Consider the following 19,776-nt stretch of genomic DNA (forward strand, 5'->3'; position numbering starts at 1 on the left):
CGTATCCCGTGCGGAATGCTACTCGACTGGATGATGGCCAAGCCAATCCTTTGTGAGCCAACGGCATGGTTGGGCAGGCCCGCGCGGCTACCTGCAGCCGATCCAGCGAGCGATAGGGCACATTGCCCCATGGACAGTCTCGTGCATCACAGGACTTCACTCCCGATCAGGAATGCAGCAGCAGGTGCCTGAGCCTTTGCACGAATTGACGATGGTCATAGTGTTCCGCCAGGAACAGGCGCGCCTTGGTAGACGCGGCTGACCAAGCCTGGTCGTCTTGATCCAGCGCCTGGATGGCAGCAGCAAACTTCGACGGGTCATCGGTAGTCGGCAGTATATCCTCGACTCCAGCCAGGCCCTGCGCGGCCGCACCGGTCAAGATGATTGGAACACCCTGCCCTATTGCCTCGATCACCTTCCCCTTGACCCCGCCGCCGAAACGCAACGGCGCGATGACCAGGCGCGTAGACGCGTAACAGCGCTCCAATGCAGCATCATCGATGCGACCGAGAATACGCACCGTGTCAGAGGCATGCTGGGGCACACGGTAGTTCTCCATACCGGAGCCCACCACGGTGAGGACCGGCGCCTGTCCCCCCCGCTGAAGCAAGGGCAGCACCTTGTGCAGAAACCAGTCCAGACCATCTGCGTTTGGTGCATGCGCCATGCTGCCAACGAACAGCAATCCCGATCTTTTGCCCGGGCCGGGCGTGTGCTGCATGGATCCTGCATCCACGGTCCACAGCGGGAACATCTCGCCGTTCCCAGCCAAGCCGCGATCAGCAAGGTAACGGTTCACTGTTTCAGCCTCATCTTTAGAGGGATACAGAACTACGTCGGCATTTCTCCACGCTCGCTGTTCCACCACTCTCATCAACAGACACTGCCAATGATCGGCAAGGGTGGCCTTGGACGTAGCACGCATCAACTGCAACCGCAGATAGTGGATGTCGTGCCCGTAATAGAGATGAGTACCGGCAATCGCCGCGCGCAGGACCGGTAGATACATGGCCGCGATCAGTGGGCGGCTTGACACCGACCCGATGAAACTTCCTCCGAACGTCGCCAACCATCCGTCCAGTGCCCCCGTTTCCCGTCGACTCAATGGGGTGATGCCTCTCCCTTCAAGGGCAGCTCTCCCAGCTGCGGAGGGCTCAATCGTTGCCGACCAGAAGACGACCTCCATGCCGGCATCGACCAACAGGTCAGCGAAGCATGAGATCGCGCGCGATCCCGCATCACGGTCAATCTCGGGAAAATCATGGTCCACGAGGAGCACCCGCGGGCGTTCCGTCGACGGAACCTCCGCGGGTGTTCCTGTGGACCGTGACATCGACCAGCGACTGTACAACCCAGGGCCGAACATCAGCATGGCTTCCAGCAGCCGTCGCTTGACCTTGCCCCACCCCATTGCCGTCTCTGCCTCGCTCAATGCCAGGACTTGAGGTCCACGAAGAACTCCGGATACCCCTTCCACTTGTCGCGGAAGTAGGCTGCGTTGCGGTTGAACAGCTGCTTGTAGCGCTCGCTGCCCTCGCTGGCGCCGGTAGTCTGGTGCGGCTGGTGACGGACACCGGCCAGGTCACGGAACGCCACCGAATAACCAGCCTTCTTCACCTGGAAGCAGATGTCCGTGTCTTCGAAGCACGTAGGGTCGTAGAACACATCGAAGCCTTCCAGACGCTCGAACAGGTCACGGGCAATGAACATGCAGCTGGTCCCCAGGAAACCCACGTCATCGCGGTATCCCTTGATGCGGGCCTCGTTGTTCATGCCGCGATTGGGAAGGTAGTCGGAGATGGGTCCACCCAGGTCATCACGCGTGGCGTCGAACCATCCTGCATTCCAGCCGATGGTGCCGACACCGGGGTTGGCCGCCAGGATGTTCACGGCTTCACTGAAGCAGGACGGAGAGGTCAACCACTGGTCGGAGTCGAAGAACGCAATATAACGGCCGGTGGAATGCTTGACGCCCAGGTTGCGACCCGAGGAGCATCCATTCTCACTGTTGCGCACAAGCTTCACCTTGGCATGCCCTGCGTACAGCGATTCAACCAGTTCGGCGCCGCCATCGCTGGACTGGTTATCGACAACCACGATTTCCTGCAGCCATTCCCCGGCGTGCTCCAGCAACGTGCTCACGCAGCGCTCAATGATGCGGCGGTTGTTGTGGATCAGCACAACCACGCTTACCGACAGCGGATACTCCGGTTGCATCAACTGCTCGACATGGCCCAGCCAGGCGTGGCGGGCGATGAATGCGTAGTCTTCCGACGCAGTGGCGCCGGCCAGCTGTGCGGACAGCTGCACGGCATCCACCCGATGCAGGTTGGGCGACGGTGCGAATGACGGCAGCGCATCGACAAACACCGGCTTCTCCAGCAGCAGCGCCGCCATTGACAGGTCGGCAAGGCGCGTGCGGTCCCCGGCCCCGCCGACGATGACAACCGCATGCGCGCCGGCGATCAGCGGAGCCATCTGCTGCGGCTGCCACGACCAATCGAGGGCACGTACCTGGCGGCTGTCGCGGCCATCCACGTTCATTCCCGTGACATGGAAAACGAGATCGGGGGACGCCTTCAGCGCGGCATCAAGCCAGGCGTCGCCGTCTCCGCCGAGGACAACGAACAGGACATGTTGTCGCCCGTCCTCATATGCCTGCGGCAGCCCATGACTGCGGTAGGAGTCGAAGATTTCATTGTCTCCAGCCGCGCCCAGGAAGCGCGACGGCAGGCCATCGACCTTCTGCTCCGGGGTTCCGGTGACAACGCGATCAGTAAGGACGCGCAGTTCCGCGGAGAGAGAATCCGCACCGAGTGCAGCGAGGTCGACGATCACTTCGGCACCGCGTTCACGTGCCGACCGGGCCAGGCCCAGCGCCTCCGGCGATGCATCGGCAAGCAGAACGCGAGTACCTTCGGCACGCACTTCCTGCAGCCAGGCGTGCGCATCGACAGCGAGACGCGCCGGCAGGCCGCTGCCGTCGTCCGGCCAGGCACTTCCATCCACCGCGGTGATGCGCACGAAGAAGCCGGCACGATCGCCCGCCTTCGCGAAGTGCATCGCCCGGTTGGGCCAGCCGTCGGTGGTCAACGTGTTGGCGATCACCAGCAGGCGTTCGCGGCGAACCGGTCGCACCATCGGCGGTGGCGGTTCCGCCATCTGTTGCGTGGCAGCGGTCTGAGGAACACCCAGCGTCTTCATGCGTCGCGGGATCTGTTGCAGTGCGACCTTCAACCCGTGCCGCCTCCAGACCGAAGCCAACTTGAAGGGGGCGGCCAGCAGGCGCACCAGGTCGCGGCGAAGCAACTGCAGGAACCTACGCAGGCGACGCCAGAGATTCAGCGCATCTGCGGTCTCCTGACGGCTGCGCGCCAGCTCGGCCTGCACCTGTTCGATTTGCTGCAGCAGGATCGCAATGTAGACCTCCTTGTCATCAATATAGGCCTGCTTGCCTGCCAACTGCTGCTGGATCTGCTGCAGCATCTGCGCACTTTCCTCCTTGACCTGCTGCAGTGCCTGCGCACTTTCCTCCTTGATCTGCTCCAGTGCCTGCGCACTTTCCTGCCTGATCTGCTGCAATGCCTGCGCATTCTCCTGCAGCTGGCCTTGAGCCGCATCCAGGCGGACCATGTCTTCATTCATCTTCTTTTGCTTCTCGACAAGTTGCTGCGTCAGGTTTGTGTTCTGCGTCGTCTGCTCGGCAAGCTGATGGTCCCGGAACAGCAGTAGATCGTGGGCGCGTTGGCTCTGCTGCCGGGTCTGTTCAAGCTCGACCAGTGCCTGTTGCAACCACAGTGACAACCAGTCTGTGGAGGTTGCGTCGAAGCGAAGGGGCACCGGCGGCAGGGAGGAGCAGCCGTCGAGCAGCTGCAGGTGCGCGCTGGCGGACACTTCCAGGCTGTCCACCACCTGCGGATCCGGCCGCCAGGCTTCGGTGACCAGCGATTCGATCGCCTGCACGAAGCGCTCCGGGCCATCGTCGGTCGACAGCCTCAGAATCGACGGCATTCCAGCCATCGCATGGGCATGCGACAGCTTGTCGTCGTACTCAAGGCCTGCGGTGGGCTTGCCCGCCAGCAGGGCAAGGATACTGGCATGCAGGCGCATGGACAGCACCGCGTCAGCGCTGGCGATTGTCTGCCAGGTCGCATCCGTTGTTGCCGGTGCGATCAGTTCATCATTGCTGCGCCCGGGTAGCTGCTGGCGCAGCGATTCGATCAAGGGCAGGTCGGACGTCGCGCCACTGCCTTCGGTATGGGCCTGGAACGCCACCCATTGGATCCGCCATCCTGCAGGAACTGCAGTGCGCAACGCCTCCACCAGGGACGTTTTCCACTGCCCCTTGTCCCATTCACGCACCACCACCGCCAGTACCTTGCTCTGCGGCTGGCCTGCATCATGCGCAGCCTGTTGCGCCGGCAATGGGTGATAGCGGCGGAACAACCATCCCGGATCGGCGGCAACGAGGATATCCCGATCCACGCCGATCTGGCGCAGCAGTGCCTTGGATGATTCATCCCGCACGGATACGGCGGCCGCATGCTGGAACAACTCGCGCACCAGGGTGCGTGCGCCCTCTGAACTCAGCGGCCCAACCCCCTGCCCCCATACGATTGTCGGCACTCCCAGTTGCCGCGCGAGCAGCATCGGCCGTGCATAGCCGGAAATGTCGTTCGCATAAGGGAGGTACACCGCATCGAGGTTGAAGGGATGATGGTCCTGGAAGATGCCGCCGCCCCCCATCACCAGTACGTCGCAATGCATCAATGCACGAGCGATGTCCCCGACATTGGCAAACTGCACGGCATCCACACCATGCATGCGGCGGGTCAACGAGGGATCGATGCTGGCAACCACCGGCTCGCCGCCCAGTTCGCGGATGCGACGGACCAGCAGGTCCAGCAGCACCTCGTCGCCCACGTTGGGTGCCCCATAGAAACCCACGACCAGGGCCCTGAATACTGGCTTGGAGTGCGTCATCATGCAGTTCTCACTGGTGCGGTGAAGCGAGGGGCGGGAGCAAGCCAGCCATGACCGGAATGGGGCTGAGGCAATACATCCACATGGCCCGCGTAGGGCACGCGTGAGTGACGGTGGTACTCGCCCGTGTCGAGGTCACCGATGCCCAGTGCCAGCACATAGCGGTTGCCGGTGACATTCAGCGTCAACTGCCAGTCGAAAACATAATCGCCCGGTTCCGTCGGCAGCGGCGAAAGGCTCATGTTCTGGGTGGTGCCAGCCCACAGGGCGATGTCATCCACGCTCTTCAACTGAATTCCATAGCAGGGCTGCTCGATACGCCGGCGTACATGGATGGCGACCTTCACCAGTACTTGTTCGCCATGGCCGAACGTCGTCCTTGGCTGCCCCTGCAGGTCGAGAATCTCCACGCCGGTGATTTCGCTTGCCGGCAATGCCGCAGCGTCTGCAGGCAGGCCATCGTCCTGCAAGCTGGCAAGGGCCTCGTCCGCATAGATCACGGCTCCGCCTTCTTCGTCCACCAGGTCGTCGGCATACTTCTTGACAACCTCGCGGCACGGTCCGTCCAGCACGACCCGTCCGCGACGCAGGTAGATGCCCCGGTCGCAGTATTCCAGCAGGGTATTGGTGGAGTGGGTAACCAGGATGATGCTGACGCCTTCAGACTGCATCTTGCGAATGCGGGTAAGGCACTTGGTCTGGAAGGCGGTGTCGCCCACTGCCAACGCTTCATCCACAACCAGGATATCGGGTGACACGTGGATCGCCACGGCGAACGCGAGCCGTACGAACATGCCCGAAGAGTAGGTCTTGACAGGCTGGTCGATGAATTCACCGATATCGGCGAATTTTTCAATTTCAGGCATGAGGCGGGTCATGTCCGCCGAACCCAGGCCGATGATGGCACCTGCCAGGTAGACGTTGTCGCGCCCGCTGAATTCCGGGTTGAAACCAGCGCCCAGTTCCAGCAGCGCCGATACCCGCCCGTTGACGGTCACGCTGCCGGTATTGGCCTGCAACGTACCGACCAGGATCTGCAGCAGCGTCGACTTGCCGCTGCCATTGCGGCCGATGATTCCAACAGTTTCGCCCGGCGCGATGTCGAAGTTGATGTCGTCCAACGCATGGAACACGCGCGCCGGCTGCGGCTGCATGCCCACCAGGCGCCGGAGCCGGTTTGCTGCCGGCTGCAACAGGCGCTGCGCCGGACGGTCGAAAATGCGGAAGACCTTGCCGACACCACGTACCGAAACCACCGGCGCAGCCGTCAACGGCGTATCTGCTGCCTGCATCACATCACCCCCGCATGCCGATAGGCGGCTCGCTTGGCGTCCAGGCTTGCCTGCTGTGAATACTCGCGCGCCATGAGATCCTGCCCTGCCGCCGACAGAGCTGCCAGTCGCGCTCGGTCCTGCGCGCATTCCAGCAATGTACGGGCAAACCCTTCTGCGTCATCACGCACCAGGATGTCCACGCCGTCGGTCGCGCCGATGCCCTCGCACCCCTTGCTGGTGCTGAGTACCGGGATGCCGGCAGACATCGCCTCGACGATCTTGACGCGGATGCCGCCGCCGGACAGCAGTGGCACCATCAGCAGATGCGCTTTGTCCAGCAGCGATTGCAGGTCGTCGACGAAGCCATGCACGAGAACGTTGCGGCCGTCATGCAATGCCTGCAGCGCCTCCGGAGGATTGCCGCCGCAGAAGTGCAGAACAATCTTCCGCTCCTGCAACTGGCCTGCCAGCAGCGGATGGATCTTCTCGGCAAACCAGGTCACCGCCTCCGCATTCGGGTACCAGCCAAAGCCTCCCATCCACAGTACGTGGAAGACATCATCCGGCTTGTCTTCAAAACGCGTGGTACCCAACGGAAAGTGCAGCGGCATGAGGTAGCGCGGGACCTTGTCGGTAACCCGCGACATGTCATGGCGAGAGATGAAGGTCATCGCCGAGAACCCGAAGGCATTGTCGATCTCGACAGCCTTCGCGGCTCGCCGGCTTCGGCTGGCAACCCATTCCATGAAACGCAGCTTCCATCCGGTCAGGCCTGCCGGCATCCAGAACGGAAAAATGTCAGCTTCGATGTTGTGGCTCAGCAGGATGCCCGGCACCTGTGGCAAGAATCGACGGAAGAACGCCAGATGGGTCGAGTTGACCTCGATCGCATCGATGCCCTGTTCCCGGACGATGCGACGTGCAGCCGCAACGGCGCTGCGGCTGTAGTAGCTGGCATCGATGAAAGGCAGACCCTGCAGTGCCTGCCGCGCCATCGACAGGGCTCGCTGCACCTTGGGCAGCTCGAACGGCATCTTCGGACGAGGCTCGAGATGGACCGACCGGAACACTTTGTCGTAGAGCGCGCGATGCTGCTCGACTTTGCGTCGGTCGGCGTCGCCGCCGACGTAGCAGAACAGGTGGTAGTCGATCTCCTCGGCGAACGGCAGAACTGCGTTCACCGCATAGATGTCGCCCCCCGTCACCGCCGGCAGCGAAGGCGCCAGCATGAACACGAGGACTTGTTTCTTAACCTGCGGTTTCATCGAAGATATCCGAATCAAAATACGGTGAGAACCTGGTGAGGTACTGGATATCCCGGTTGCGTTCACCGATCTTTCGGGCGGGTACGCCACCCACCACCTCATACGGTGCCACGTCGCGTGCCACGACCGCACCCGCCGCAACCACGGCACCTTCGCCGATGGTCACGCCCGGCAACAAGGTGGCGCGGGCACCGATCCAGGCATGGTCCTGGATGGTGACCACGCCGCCAATCGCGGGAAAGGTCGGTGCGTTGTGGTCATGGTGCAGGCTGAGGATGCAGGTCTGGAAGGAAACATTGACGTTGTTTCCAACAACCACACCTACCCGGCCATCCAGATACACCTCCCGGTTGATCACGCAGTTGTCACCGATGCTGACGTGCGCGCGCACCGGATAACCGGTGACGAACCAGCGCATGCTGACGTGCGTGTCCTTGCCGATCGCCACCTTGAGCACGCGGGTCAGATAGAACCGGCGAACACATTCGATCGGAAAGCGGGCAACGACATTGTTGCCGAGGTAGTACTTCAGCCCCATAAGCACATAGAAGAAACGCTGGCGAAGAAGCCATTGCTTCAGGCGACTCATCGTGCAAGCTCCTTCTTAAAGGACATCAGCGAATCCACACTTGGTGCGACGGAACCAGACCATTCCCAGCAGGCAGACCACAGACGCGGCAGCAAACTGCCCCGCCAGCTGCCACCAGTCCGGCAGCTGACCGAACACCGCGACGGCACGGGCCTGCTCGATGATCGTCGTAAGCGGATTGGCCAGGAAGAGCGGGCGGATGTACTCGGGAATCTTGGTGACCGGGAAGAACACTGGCGAAATGAACAGCAGGATCTGCGAGAAAACACCCACCACCTGGTTGACGTCCCTCAGGTAAACGCCCACAGACGCCAGTATCCAGCTGATGCCCAGCGCATACAGCACCAGGGGGACCATCACTACCAGAATCAACGGAAAAGTGACCGGAACACCGTTCCCAACGAACACCAGTGCAAGCGCCAGAACGCTCAGACTGATGAACCAATGGAACAGCGCCGATGAACAGGAAACGATCGGCAGAATGCCGATCGGGAACACGACCTTCTTGACGTAGTTGACGTTTCCCGTGATCAATCCCGGCGCGCGGTTGATGCATTCGGCGATGAATCCATGGAGGATCAGGCCGACGAACAACAGGATCGCAAAATCCGCCTGACGCTGTGGCTGATCGCCCCAGCGAACTTTCAGGATCACCGAGAAGAACAACGTGTATACGCTGAGCATCAACAGCGGATTGACGAAGGACCAGAACAAGCCGAGCACTGAGCCCTTGTAGCGGCCACTGACTTCACGCCGGGTGAGCTGGAAGATGAGACCAGCCAGATTCGAGGCACTCATGCGTCAGACACCATGGACAATCCGACGGTCACTGAAGTGCCCTCTCCAGATCCACCTGCAGATCCCCCAGCTCCTCCACGCCCACGCTCAGCCGCACCAGCGCATCGCTGATGCCCAGCTGTTCGCGGCGCGCGACCGGAATCGAGGCATGGGTCATCACCGCCGGATGGTTGACCAGGCTTTCAACACCGCCCAGCGACTCGGCCAGGGTGAACAGTTCGGTCTTCTCGCAGAAGCGCTTGGCCGCCTCGAACCCGCCCTTGAGCACGATCGAGACGATGCCGCCGTAGCCGGCCATCTGCTTGCCGGCCAGTTCATGCTGCGGGTGCGAGGCCAGGCCCGGGTAGATCACCTTCTCCACCGCCGGGTGCTTTTCCAGCCATTGGGCCAGCGCCAGCGCGTTGGCGCAGTGTGCCTTCATGCGCAGCGGCAGGGTCTTCAGGCCGCGCAGGGCCAGGAAGCTGTCGAAGGGGCCCTGCACGCCCCCCACCGAGTTCTGCAGGAAGGCCATCTGCTCGGCCAGTTCGGCGTTGTCGCCGACCACGACCATGCCACCGACCATGTCCGAGTGGCCATTGAGATACTTGGTGGCCGAATGCAGGACCAGGTCCGCACCCAGTTCCAGCGGACGCTGCAGCATCGGCGAGGCGAAGGTGTTGTCGACCACTACGATCAGGCCATGGCGCTTGGCGATGGCGGCGACCGCGGCGATGTCGACGATCTTCAGCATCGGGTTGGTCGGGGTCTCGATCCAGACCATCTTCGTCTTCGACGTGATGGAGGCTTCGAATGCGGCCAGATCGGTGAGGTCGACGAAGCTGAAGTCCAGCCCGGCGGTGCGGCGGCGCACGCGCTCGAACAGGCGGAAGCTGCCGCCGTAGATGTCGTCCATCGCCACCACGTGGCTGCCAGCGTCGAGCAGCTCGATCACGGTCGAGCTGGCCGCCATGCCCGAAGCGAAGGCAAAGCCGCGGGTACCGCCTTCCAGCGAGGCCACGCAGCGCTCATAGGCGAAGCGGGTCGGGTTGTGGGTACGCGAGTACTCGAAGCCCTGATGCTCGCCCGGGCTGGACTGGGCATAGGTCGAAGTGGCGTAGATCGGCGGCATCACCGCGCCGGTGCTGGGGTCGGGCGACTGGCCGCCGTGGATGGCCAGCGTGGCCAGGGCCAGCGCGCGGTCCGGGGAAGAAGCGTTGGACATGTCGTTTCCTGATTGGCGCCGATGACCGGCGCCGTCGAAGGAGCGGGAGTCTATCAGCGCGGCCTTAACGAGCTTTGACGCGGATAAACCGGGATTCAGCAGCGATCTGCGGCGATAAACGCCTTACTGAACGCGCCGACGCAGGTAATTCAGCAGGTCGATGCGGGTGATCAGGCCGAGGAAGGCGTCGCCGTCCATCACGATCGCCACCTGGCCGCGGTCGAACACCGGCAGCAGGGCCTCGATCGGCGACTTCACGTCCAGCCGGTCCAGCTTGCTGACCATCGCGGTGGCCACGGTGTCGCGGAAGCGCGCCTCGTCGCCATAGACATGCAGCAGCACGTCGCTTTCGTCGACGATGCCGACCAGCTTCTCGCCGTCCATCACCGGCAGCTGCGAGACGTCGTACAGCTTCATGCGCTGGTAGGCGGTGGTCAGCAGGTCGTTCGGGCCGATCACCACGGTGTCGCGCTGGCCGTACGGGCGCAGGATCAGGTCGCGCAGGTCGCCGTGCTGCGGGCGCTGCAGGAAGCCGTTGTCCAGCATCCAGTAGTCGTTGTACATCTTCGACAGGTACTTGTTGCCGGTATCGCAGACCAGCACCAGCACCCTCTTCGGCGTGGTCTGCTCCTTGCAGTACTTCAGCGCCGCCGCCAGCAGGGTGCCGGTGGACGAACCGCCCAGGATGCCTTCCTTGCCCAGCAGCTCGCGCGCGGTGTGGAAGCTCTCGGCATCGCTGATCGCATAAGCCTTCTTGACGCGGCTGAAGTCGGAGATCGAGGGCAGGAAGTCCTCGCCGATGCCTTCCACCAGCCAGCTGCCCGACTTGTCGTTGAGCACGCCGTCGTTGATGTATTCGGCCAGGATCGAGCCGACCGGATCGGCCAGCACCAGCTCGGTCTTCGGCGACAGCTTGGCGAACGCGCGCGACAGGCCGGTCATGGTGCCGGAGCTGCCGCAGCCGAACACGATGGCGTCGAGGTCACCGCCCATCTGCTCGAGGATTTCCGGGCCGGTGCCGAACTCATGCGCGGCCGGGTTGTCCGGGTTGCCGAACTGGTTGATGAAGTAGGCGCCCGGGGTCTGCTCGGCGATGGTCTTGGCCAGGTCCTGGTAGTACTCCGGATGGCCCTTGGCGACGTCTGAACGGGTCAGGCGCACTTCAGCGCCCATCGCCTTCAGGTTGAAGATTTTCTCGCGGCTCATCTTGTCGGGAACGACGAGGATCAGCTTGTAGCCCTTCTGCTGTGCCACCAGCGCCAGGCCCAGGCCGGTGTTGCCGGCGGTACCTTCAACCAGGGTCGCCCCCGGCTTCAGGTCACCACGCTGCTCCGCCGCCTCGATCATCGACAGGCCGATGCGATCCTTGATCGATCCGCCCGGGTTGGCGCTCTCCAGCTTCAGGTAGAGCTCGCAGACGCCGGTGTCCAGGCGCTGGGCCTTGACGATCGGGGTCTGGCCGATGAGTTCGAGGACGGAAGAATGGATGGGCATTCGGAGGACTTTCGGTTCGCGCCACGCAGGGCCGGACCGATGATTATCCGACGGATGGCGCTGAATGTCAGGTCGGTGCAGGCATGCCGCCCGCCTGCCCCATGAAGGGATGCGGGCGGCCCCGGATCGACGAGGAGACCGGTACCGCCCGCATCGGTGAGTTGTGCCTGCTGGCCAAGGCACCACCGCCTGTGATGCCTTGGCGCGGCCGCCTCATCGGCGGTGCCGCGATGCCGGGGCGGGGTCGCCCGGCGGGGCCATCGATGGCCGGGTCACGCCGTTCCGGGCGCGACGGGGTGCGTCAAAGCGTGGGGGACGTCGTTGGGAGCGGTGTTTCGTACATTCGCAGAAGGCGTTGCTTGGCCAGCAGCTTCTCACGCTTCATGCGACCCAGGGTGACATCATCGATCGGGAGTACACCCAACTCCGCGTCCATGCACTTCTTGTTCAATTTGCGGTGCTGGTCATGGAGTGCCCTGAACTCCGGATCACGCGCGCGACGGGCGTCGATCTCGCTCTGGGGCTGATCTTCAAACATGATGGACCTCCTTCGACAGATACACGAACGCCCCGGCCACAAGGCACGGGGCGTTGTTCATGGAGGAGCGCCGCCCGATGGCCACCTGGACGCCTGCAACGACCTGCGGCACTGGCCTGCGCACGTCGATCTGCTGCGGTTCGCGCCCTGCTTGCATCGGCCCGGCCCTCCCATCGTCCGGTCCGCGGCATTGCGTCCCGGACGATTGACCCTACGCCTGCTCAGGGCGGGGTACAAGACCCCTGCGTCAAAAAGACCGAACCCCGCCGGGGCGGGGTTCAGGCTGAATGCTCATTGCAACGAAAAACAAACAATATCAATGCATTACGGGGCGATGATGACCTCGGCCGAACGGGCCCGGGTGGAGGCTGCCTTCTTGCCGCTGACCTGGATCCGGTTGCTGGCGACACCAGCCGCGACCAGGGCGTCGCGCAGCGCTTCGGCCCGCTTCTGACCCACGCCGTTGGCATTGTCGTAGGCCTCGATGCGCAGGCGGCCCTTCTTGCCGATGTTCAGGTACTCGGCCAGCGCCTTGGCCTGGTTGCGGGCCCCACCGGACAGGCTGGAGGCACCTGCAGCGAACGCGTCGCCACTGAAGGTGAAGACTTCGCCTCGCCCATCGAACTTCGAACCCGGCAGTTTCTGCCCGGAGACGAGCTCGGCCTCCTCACGGGCCAGCTTGGCGGCGTTCTGCTGGGCAGCGCTGAGCCGCTGCTGCTGCTTGCCGGCCACGCTGGTCAGGGCGTTTTCGGCGTCCTGGCGGGCCAGGGTTTCGGCCTCGGCGGCCTGGCGCAGGCGTTCGGCCTCCTCGGCCTGCATCTGCGCCTGCATGCGCAGCTGCTCGGCTTCCTGACGGGCGCGGGCAGCGTCGCGGCGGCTGGCCTCGATCAGCAGGTCGCTGCGGGTGCGCTCCAGGCGGTCGACCTCGCGCGCGGCCATCGCCGTGCGCACGGCCGTCTCGGCAATCTCCACCCGGCGCTCGGCCAGGTAGGTGGCCAGCTCCTGGTCACGGCGCTTGGCCTTGTCCAGGGTCGCGATGGCCTGCTGGGCCTGCATGCGCTCGAAGGCGCCCAGCTCAGCGGTATCCGGGTTGGCCTGGATGGCCATCAGGCGCTGGCTCAGCTGCGCCACCATCGGGTTGTCGGCGGCCACGGCCAGGGTCGGCAGCGCCAGCAGCGCGGCCAGGGTTGCGGCGGTCATCGGCTTCACCGGCGGTCCTCCCCGGTCGACAGCTGGCGTTGCAGCTGGTTGACCTCGTTGCGGCGCAGCTGCAGCTGCGCGGTGACGGTGGCTTCCTCGCTGCGGACGCGTGCCAGGTCGGCATCGGCGGCGGCGCGCAGGGCCATCGCCGGGGCGTTCTTCCGTTCGCGGCGGTCGCCGGCGGCGCGCTGGGCCTGCTCCAGCCCCTGCCGGGCCAGACCGATCAGGTCCGGGGCGTACTGGTCGGCGTCGGCCTGGGTGGCCTTGTCGACCGCCTGCCGGGCCTGCGCCAGTTCCAGGGCGGCGTCCTGCGCCCAGGCGGGGGCAGACAGTGCGAATGCAAACGCCATCACATACAGGCCATGGCGCATTCGTGCGAAGCTAAGTCGTTTCATTGGGGAGGCCGTACCGGTTGTCGGTTCACGGCCATTGTCGTCAAGCCGACACCGTGCTGGCAACGGGCGTCGGCCGTTTCGTTGGGGAAAATTCGCAATGGATATCGGCTACTTCCTGAAGCTGATGACCGAAAAGAACGCTTCGGACATGTTTCTGACCACCGGGGCACCGGTCTACATCAAGATCGAGGGGAAGCTCTATCCGCTGGGCAACACCGGCCTGCCGCCGGGCATGGTCAAGAAAATCGCCTACTCGCTGATGGACGAAGGCCAGGTGCCGCAGTTCGAGCGCGAGCTGGAGCTCAACATGGCCATCGCCCTGCCCGATGCCGGGCGCTTCCGCGTCAACGTGTTCAAGCAGCGGGGCGAGGTCGGCATGGTCATCCGCGCCATCCGCAGCCGTATCCCGAGCATCGAGGAGCTGAACCTGCCGCAGGTGCTGAAGGACGTCATCATGACCCCGCGCGGGCTGGTGCTGGTGGTGGGGTCCACCGGTTCCGGCAAGTCCACCTCGCTGGCGTCGATGATCGACCACCGCAACAGCACCACCACCGGTCACATCCTCACCATCGAGGATCCGATCGAGTACCTGCACAAGCACAAGATGTCGATCGTCAACCAGCGCGAGGTCGGCCTGGACACCCACGCCTTCCACAACGCGCTGAAGAACGCGATGCGTGAAGCGCCGGACGTGATCCTGATCGGCGAAATCCTGGATGCGGAAACGATGGAGGCGGCGATCGCCTTCGCCGAGACCGGGCACCTGTGCCTGGCCACCCTGCACTCCAACAACGCCGACCAGACCATCGAGCGCATCCTCAACTTCTTCCCGGAAAGCGCGCACAAGAACGTGCTGATGAACCTGGCGCTGAACCTGCGTGCGGTGATCAGCCAGCGCCTGGTGAAGAACAAGGAGGGCCGTCGCCTGCCGGCCACCGAGGTGCTGATCAACACGCCGATGATCCGCGACCTGTTGCGTCGCGGCCAGGTGCACGAGATCAAGGCGGCGATGGAAGGCTCGCTGGAAGAAGGCATGGAGAGCTTCGACCAGTGCCTGTTCCGGCTGGCCAAGGCGGGCATCATCGAGCAGGAGGAAGCGCTGCGCGCGGCCGACTCGCGCGATGGCCTGGCCCTGAAGTTCCGTTTGTCCGAAGGCAGCAGCGGCGAGCACGACCCGTACGCCGATTTCTCGGCCGGCGCACCCAGCATCACCCACGGCTTCTGACCCCACGAAAAAGGGGACGGAGGGGATTAAGTCGTTTGTGCACTTGCGACTTAATCCCCTCCGTCCCCTTTTTTCTGAAGCGTTCAGGGGTGGTCTCATCCAATGAGACCCCTCATCCGTAGGTTTCCTCAATGGAAACCATCCGTAAGCTGGCCATTCTGGCCGACGCCGCCAAATACGACGCGTCCTGCGCCTCCAGCGGCTCGGGCAAACGCGATTCGCGCGCCAGTGGCGGTATCGGCAGTACCGAGGGCATGGGCATCTGCCACAGCTACACGCCCGACGGCCGCTGCGTTTCATTGCTAAAGATCCTGCTGACCAACTTCTGCATTTACGACTGCGCCTATTGCGTGAACCGGGTCTCCAGCAACGTGGCCCGCGCGCGTTTCAGCGTGGACGAGGTGGTCACGCTCACCCTGGACTTCTACAAGCGCAACTACATCGAGGGCCTGTTCCTGTCCAGCGGCATCATCCGCAATGCGGACTACACCATGGAGCAGATGGTGGAAGTGGCCCGGCAGCTGCGCGAAGAACACCGCTACGCCGGCTACATCCACCTCAAGACCATTCCCGAGGCCTCGCCGGAACTGCTGGCCAGTGCCGGGCGCTATGCGGACCGCCTGTCCATCAACGTGGAACTGCCGACCGAAGCCGGCCTGAGCGCCTTGGCACCGGAGAAGACGGTGCACTCGATCCGTGGCGCGATGGGCGAACTGCGCTGGCGCATCGAGGAAGCCAAGGAGGCTCGCAAGTCCCCCGCAGCGGTGGCGCCGACGGCCAGCCGCAGCGCTCGCCCGCGCCCTCCCCGTTTCGCCCCGGCCGGGCAGAGCACCCAGATGATCGTCGGCGCGGACGGGGCAAACGACCAGCAGATCCTGGCCAGCGCCGACAGTCTGTACGGCAACTACCGCATGCGCCGGGTCTACTACTCCGCGTTCAGCCCGATTCCGGACGCCAGCCGGCAGCTGCCACTGCAGCCGCCACCGCTGCAGCGCGAACATCGCCTTTACCAGGCAGACTGGCTGCTGCGCTTCTACGGTTACGGTGTGGAGGAGATTACCGATACCACCCAGGACGGCATGCTCGACCTGGATATCGACCCCAAGATGGCCTGGGCGATCCGCCATCCCGAGCGCTTTCCGGTCGATCTGAACCGGGCACCGAAAGAAATGCTGCTGCGCGTGCCCGGCCTTGGCGTGCGCAACGTCAAGCGCGTGCTGATGGCACGCCGCCACGGGCGGCTGCGCGTGGCCGACATCGCGCGCCTGAAGGCACCGATGAGCAAGCTGCTGCCGTTCGTGCTGCTGGCCGACCATCACCCGCGCAAAGCACTGGATGATCCGGCGGCGCTGCGCGCGCAGCTGGCCCCGCCGCCGCGCCAGGGTTCGCTTTTCGATGCCCCGTCTGCGTCCTGACGCGCAGCGGTGGTCGCTGCGGGTGGATCCGCCGTGGTCGCTGCAGGCCTGGCGCGATGCTGCGCGCGAAGCGTTGCTGCGCGGCGTTGCCCCGCCGCAGCTGGACTGGCTGGAAGGGAGTGACACGTCACTGCTGGATGCGCCGGCCATGCAGCAGGCGCCGATGCTTGCCGAGGCCGGTGCACCCAACGTTCCACGTGACTTCCTGGAGCTGGCGGCCACCTGCCTGTGCCATCGCGATCCCCAGCGCCTGGCCGTGCTGTATCGCCTGCTGTGGCGCATCGCCCATGGCGAGCGATCAGTGCTGGGCAACCCCGCCGACGCCGATGTCCTGCGCGCGACAGCCCTCGCCCAGGCCGTCCGCCGTGACACGCACAAGATGAAGGCATTCGTGCGCTTCCGCGAGGTACCTGGCCAGCCTGATGCGTTCATCGCCTGGTTCGAGCCGCAGCACCACATCGTCGACCGGGTCGCGCCGTTCTTCGCGCGCCGCTTCACCGGCATGCGCTGGGCGATCCTGACCCCTTCGCGCAGCGTCGCCTGGGATGGGCAGGCGCTTGCCTTCGGCCCCGGTGCACGGCGCGAAGATGCCCCGGCCGAGGATGCACGCGAGTCGCTGTGGCAGACCTACTACGCCAGCATCTTCAATCCGGCGCGACTCAACACACGGATGATGATGCAGGAGATGCCGGCCAAGTACTGGCGCCACCTGCCTGAAGCACAGTTGCTGCCACGCCTGGTGCGCGACGCGGCCGACCGCGTGCAGGAAATGCATGACCGGCCGGCACAGGCACCGCAACGCAGGATTCCCCCGCGTGCGAACGCTGCGGCGCCGGCAGCCGATGCCAGCAGCCTGGACAATCTGCGCGGACAGGCCAGTGCCTGCCGCCAGTGCCCGCTATGGGAGCAGGCCACGCAGACCGTGTTCGGGCAGGGGCCTGCCGATGCGCGGGTGATGGTGATCGGCGAGCAGCCCGGTGATACCGAGGATCTGCGCGGGCAGCCGTTCGCAGGACCTGCCGGCCAGGTGCTGGACCGCGCACTGGCGGAACTGGGAATCGATCGCGCCCAGCTGTACCTCACCAACGCGGTGAAGCACTTCCACCATGAGCGGCGCGGCAAGGTGCGGCTGCACAAGCGGCCGGAAAGCCGCCACATCCAGGCCTGCCGCCCCTGGCTGATGGGTGAGATCGCACGTGTGCGGCCCCAGGTGATCGTGTGCCTGGGCGCGACAGCGGCAGCCTCGGTATTCGGTCGTGGTTTCGACCTCGCACGCGACCGCGGACGCTGGCACACCCTCGAGGACGGCACGCGCGGCTACGCCACGGTGCACCCGGCATGGGTGTTGCGGCAGACCGACGATGCGCGCCGCGAGGAAGCCTACCGGGTGTTCCGCGATGACCTGGCCCGCTTGCGGCAGAAAGGGGACGGAGGGGATTAAGTCGTAAGTGCATATACGACTTAATCCCCTCCGTCCCCTTTTTTTCAGGCGGCGTCGGGCTGGTTTTCCGGGCGTGCGCGGTCGAAGGCATCCACTGCGTGGCAGGCCGCTTCGATGCGGCGCAGGGTCGGGTACGGTGCCAGGTCCAGGCCGAAGCGGTGGGCGTTGTACAGCTGCGGCAGCAGGCAGATATCGGCCAGGCCGGGACGGTCACCATGGCAGAAGGCGCCGGTGTCACGGCTGTTGACCAGCAGGGCTTCCATCGCCGCGAAGCCCTCGGCGATCCAGTGCAGGGTCCACTGCGTGCGCGCATCGGCCGGCACCTGCAGATCGCGCTCCAGGTACTGCATCACCCGCAGGTTGTTGATCGGGTGGATGTCGCAGGCCACCAGCTGGGCCAGCGCCCGCACCCGCGCGCGGCCGGCGGCGTCGGCCGGCAGCAGCGGTACCTGCGGAAAGCGCTCGTCCAGGTATTCGAGGATCGCCAGCGACTGGGTCAGCACATGCCCCTCATGCAGCAGGGTTGGCACCTGCTGCTGCGGGTTGAGCGCCCGATAGGCATCCCGGTGCTGCTCGCCACCGTCGCGCACCAGATGCACCGGCCGGGCCTCCCAGGCCAGGCCCTTCAGCTCCAGACCGATGCGCACGCGGTAGGCGGCGCTGGATCGCCAGTAGGTGTACAGCACGATGCCGTCGTCGACCGGGATCTCCATGGCCGCCTCCATGCTCAGGGCCTGGCCGCCTGTTCGATGCGCTGCTCGATCGCACCGAAGATGCTGTTACCGGCGGCATCGAGCATCTCGATGCGGACCACGTCGCCGAACGACATGAACGGCGTGCTCGGCTTGCCGTCGCGCAGGGATTCGACCACGCGCTGCTCGGCGAAGCACGACGCACCCTTGCTGGTGTCCTCGTTGGCGATGGTGCCCGAGCCGACGATGGTGCCGGCGACCAGCGGACGGGTCTTGGCCGCATGCGAAACCAGCTGGGCGAAATTGAACTGCATGTCCACGCCCGCTTCCGGCGCACCGAACCACTGGCCGTTGATGTGGGTCAGCAGCGGCAGGTGCACCTTGCTGTCCTGCCACGCGGCACCCAGCTCGTCAGGGGTGACGAACACCGGCGACAGCGCCGAGCGCGGCTTGGACTGCAGGAAGCCGAAACCCTTGGCCAGCTCGCCCGGGATCAGGTTGCGCAGCGAGACATCGTTGACCAGGCCGACCAACTGGATATGACCGGCTGCCTGTTCCGGGGTCGCCGCCATCGGCACGTCGTCGGTGATCACCACGATCTCCGCTTCCAGGTCGATGCCGTAGTCCTCGCTGACCACCTTGACCGCATCGCGCGGGCCGTAGAAGCCGGCGCTGGTGGCCTGGTACATCAGCGGGTCGGTGTAGAAGCTGTCCGGCACCTCGGCGCCACGGGCACGGCGCACGCGCTCGACGTGCGGCAGGTAGGCGCTGCCATCGACGAACTCATAGGCGCGCGGCATCGGCGCGGCCAGTGCCTGCGGGTCGAGGTCGAACACGCCATCGGCATCGCCGGCATTGAGCGATTCGTACAGGGCGTTCAGGCGCGGTGCGATGTGGCTCCAGTCCTCCAGGGCCTGCTGCAGGGTGGCGGCAATGCCGGTGGCGCGCACGCCGTGGCGCAGGTCACGCGAGACGACGATCAGGGTGCCGTCGCGGCCGCCTTCCTTCAAAGAACCAAGCTTCATGGGTGGGTGTCCGGAGTCGTGGGCAAACAAGTTTCAAGTGTAATCAAATCTGCGGCGACGCCAAGCTGCAGCGCGGCATCGGCCCACCCTACCGTAGTGGGGGGTTCGGCAGGGCTTGCAGCCCTGCACCTGCTCAATGCAACAGCAACGGCAACGTCAAAAGCGGCTCTGGCTTTCTACTGGTTGGGCGGGGGGGGGGGGGGGGGGGGGGGGAGGCGGCCCAAAACCCCCAGGGGGGGGG

Annotated in this window: 16 protein-coding genes; 3 read left to right on the forward strand and 13 right to left on the reverse strand. The window is 64.6% G+C overall.

What is annotated here, in order from left to right:
• Positions 1 to 166: 166 nt before the first annotated feature.
• The 11 genes from AC5JLE_RS12740 to AC5JLE_RS12790 form a co-directional block, all read right to left on the reverse strand.
• Positions 167 to 1,432, reverse strand: coding sequence for a glycosyltransferase (locus tag AC5JLE_RS12740; RefSeq protein WP_126411698.1), 1,266 nt, complete (start codon positions 1,430 to 1,432; stop codon positions 167 to 169).
• Positions 1,429 to 4,986, reverse strand: a complete 3,558-nt coding sequence (locus AC5JLE_RS12745) for a polysaccharide pyruvyl transferase family protein (RefSeq protein ID WP_197557139.1) — start codon at positions 4,984 to 4,986, stop codon at positions 1,429 to 1,431. Before AC5JLE_RS12745 ends, AC5JLE_RS12740 begins: the two co-directional genes overlap by 4 nt.
• The gene (locus AC5JLE_RS12750) at positions 4,983 to 6,275 is read right to left on the reverse strand and encodes an ABC transporter ATP-binding protein (RefSeq protein WP_053494792.1); all 1,293 of its coding nucleotides are present in this window, start codon (positions 6,273 to 6,275) and stop codon (positions 4,983 to 4,985) included. The genes AC5JLE_RS12745 and AC5JLE_RS12750 overlap by 4 nt, the downstream gene beginning before the upstream one ends.
• Complete coding sequence (locus AC5JLE_RS12755; RefSeq protein ID WP_053494791.1) at positions 6,275 to 7,522, reverse strand: glycosyltransferase; 1,248 nt, start codon at positions 7,520 to 7,522, stop codon at positions 6,275 to 6,277. The genes AC5JLE_RS12750 and AC5JLE_RS12755 overlap by 1 nt, the downstream gene beginning before the upstream one ends.
• Positions 7,506 to 8,111, reverse strand: a complete 606-nt coding sequence (locus tag AC5JLE_RS12760) for an acyltransferase (protein ID WP_069118025.1) — start codon at positions 8,109 to 8,111, stop codon at positions 7,506 to 7,508. Before AC5JLE_RS12760 ends, AC5JLE_RS12755 begins: the two co-directional genes overlap by 17 nt.
• A 15-nt stretch (positions 8,112 to 8,126) precedes the next feature.
• Positions 8,127 to 8,909: an ABC transporter permease gene (locus AC5JLE_RS12765; RefSeq protein WP_053494789.1), complete on the reverse strand. Its 783-nt coding sequence runs from the start codon at positions 8,907 to 8,909 to the stop codon at positions 8,127 to 8,129.
• A 28-nt stretch (positions 8,910 to 8,937) separates the two neighbouring features.
• Complete coding sequence (locus AC5JLE_RS12770; protein ID WP_053494788.1) at positions 8,938 to 10,110, reverse strand: cystathionine gamma-synthase; 1,173 nt, start codon at positions 10,108 to 10,110, stop codon at positions 8,938 to 8,940.
• Positions 10,111 to 10,233: 123 nt separating this feature from the next.
• Entirely contained in the window at positions 10,234 to 11,604 is a 1,371-nt protein-coding gene (locus tag AC5JLE_RS12775; RefSeq protein WP_014645842.1) for a pyridoxal-phosphate dependent enzyme, read from the reverse strand.
• Positions 11,605 to 11,905: 301 nt separating this feature from the next.
• On the reverse strand, positions 11,906 to 12,142 hold the full coding sequence (locus AC5JLE_RS12780; RefSeq protein WP_005407964.1) for an HP1242/YdcH family protein: 237 nt from the start codon (positions 12,140 to 12,142) through the stop codon (positions 11,906 to 11,908).
• Between the two features lie 324 nt (positions 12,143 to 12,466).
• Positions 12,467 to 13,351 carry a hypothetical protein gene (locus AC5JLE_RS12785; RefSeq protein ID WP_197557137.1) on the reverse strand — a complete coding sequence of 295 codons (885 nt, stop codon included), beginning with the start codon at positions 13,349 to 13,351 and terminating at the stop codon, positions 12,467 to 12,469.
• Positions 13,348 to 13,713: a DUF4398 domain-containing protein gene (locus tag AC5JLE_RS12790; RefSeq protein ID WP_005415160.1), complete on the reverse strand. Its 366-nt coding sequence runs from the start codon at positions 13,711 to 13,713 to the stop codon at positions 13,348 to 13,350. Before AC5JLE_RS12790 ends, AC5JLE_RS12785 begins: the two co-directional genes overlap by 4 nt.
• A 121-nt stretch (positions 13,714 to 13,834) precedes the next feature.
• On the opposite strand from AC5JLE_RS12790, the gene AC5JLE_RS12795 reads away from it, so the two are divergent.
• From AC5JLE_RS12795 to AC5JLE_RS12805, 3 genes are all read left to right on the forward strand, one after another.
• Positions 13,835 to 14,962: a PilT/PilU family type 4a pilus ATPase gene (locus AC5JLE_RS12795; protein ID WP_014645840.1), complete on the forward strand. Its 1,128-nt coding sequence runs from the start codon at positions 13,835 to 13,837 to the stop codon at positions 14,960 to 14,962.
• Between the two features lie 131 nt (positions 14,963 to 15,093).
• On the forward strand, positions 15,094 to 16,377 hold the full coding sequence (locus tag AC5JLE_RS12800; RefSeq protein WP_032957890.1) for a putative DNA modification/repair radical SAM protein: 1,284 nt from the start codon (positions 15,094 to 15,096) through the stop codon (positions 16,375 to 16,377).
• Positions 16,358 to 17,818, forward strand: coding sequence for a UdgX family uracil-DNA binding protein (locus AC5JLE_RS12805; RefSeq protein ID WP_423172681.1), 1,461 nt, complete (start codon positions 16,358 to 16,360; stop codon positions 17,816 to 17,818). The genes AC5JLE_RS12800 and AC5JLE_RS12805 overlap by 20 nt, the downstream gene beginning before the upstream one ends.
• A gap of 44 nt (positions 17,819 to 17,862) precedes the next feature.
• Here the strand turns inward: AC5JLE_RS12805 and maiA are convergent, their stop codons facing one another.
• Both maiA and AC5JLE_RS12815 read right to left on the reverse strand, forming a co-directional pair.
• Positions 17,863 to 18,531, reverse strand: coding sequence for a maleylacetoacetate isomerase (maiA, locus tag AC5JLE_RS12810; RefSeq protein WP_241884618.1), 669 nt, complete (start codon positions 18,529 to 18,531; stop codon positions 17,863 to 17,865).
• Between the two features lie 14 nt (positions 18,532 to 18,545).
• Positions 18,546 to 19,535, reverse strand: a complete 990-nt coding sequence (locus AC5JLE_RS12815) for a fumarylacetoacetate hydrolase family protein (protein ID WP_496065338.1) — start codon at positions 19,533 to 19,535, stop codon at positions 18,546 to 18,548.
• Positions 19,536 to 19,776 lie beyond the last annotated feature (241 nt).

The organism is Stenotrophomonas sp. (assembly GCF_059505245.1).

Bases quoted from the DNA above. Each gene is read 5' to 3' on its own strand.
- AC5JLE_RS12745 (WP_197557139.1), bottom strand. From the start codon at position 4,986: ATGATGACGCACTCCAAGCCAGTATTCAGGGCCCTGGTCGTGGGTTTC.
- AC5JLE_RS12750 (WP_053494792.1), bottom strand. From the start codon at position 6,275: ATGCAGGCAGCAGATACGCCGTTGACGGCTGCGCCGGTGGTTTCGGTA.
- AC5JLE_RS12755 (WP_053494791.1), bottom strand. From the start codon at position 7,522: ATGAAACCGCAGGTTAAGAAACAAGTCCTCGTGTTCATGCTGGCGCCT.
- AC5JLE_RS12760 (WP_069118025.1), bottom strand. From the start codon at position 8,111: ATGAGTCGCCTGAAGCAATGGCTTCTTCGCCAGCGTTTCTTCTATGTG.
- AC5JLE_RS12765 (WP_053494789.1), bottom strand. From the start codon at position 8,909: ATGAGTGCCTCGAATCTGGCTGGTCTCATCTTCCAGCTCACCCGGCGT.
- AC5JLE_RS12770 (WP_053494788.1), bottom strand. From the start codon at position 10,110: ATGTCCAACGCTTCTTCCCCGGACCGCGCGCTGGCCCTGGCCACGCTG.
- AC5JLE_RS12775 (WP_014645842.1), bottom strand. From the start codon at position 11,604: ATGCCCATCCATTCTTCCGTCCTCGAACTCATCGGCCAGACCCCGATC.
- AC5JLE_RS12780 (WP_005407964.1), bottom strand. From the start codon at position 12,142: ATGTTTGAAGATCAGCCCCAGAGCGAGATCGACGCCCGTCGCGCGCGT.
- AC5JLE_RS12790 (WP_005415160.1), bottom strand. From the start codon at position 13,713: ATGCGCCATGGCCTGTATGTGATGGCGTTTGCATTCGCACTGTCTGCC.
- AC5JLE_RS12795 (WP_014645840.1), top strand. From the start codon at position 13,835: ATGGATATCGGCTACTTCCTGAAGCTGATGACCGAAAAGAACGCTTCG.
- AC5JLE_RS12800 (WP_032957890.1), top strand. From the start codon at position 15,094: ATGGAAACCATCCGTAAGCTGGCCATTCTGGCCGACGCCGCCAAATAC.
- AC5JLE_RS12805 (WP_423172681.1), top strand. From the start codon at position 16,358: ATGCCCCGTCTGCGTCCTGACGCGCAGCGGTGGTCGCTGCGGGTGGAT.
- maiA (WP_241884618.1), bottom strand. From the start codon at position 18,531: ATGGAGATCCCGGTCGACGACGGCATCGTGCTGTACACCTACTGGCGA.
- AC5JLE_RS12815 (WP_496065338.1), bottom strand. From the start codon at position 19,535: ATGAAGCTTGGTTCTTTGAAGGAAGGCGGCCGCGACGGCACCCTGATC.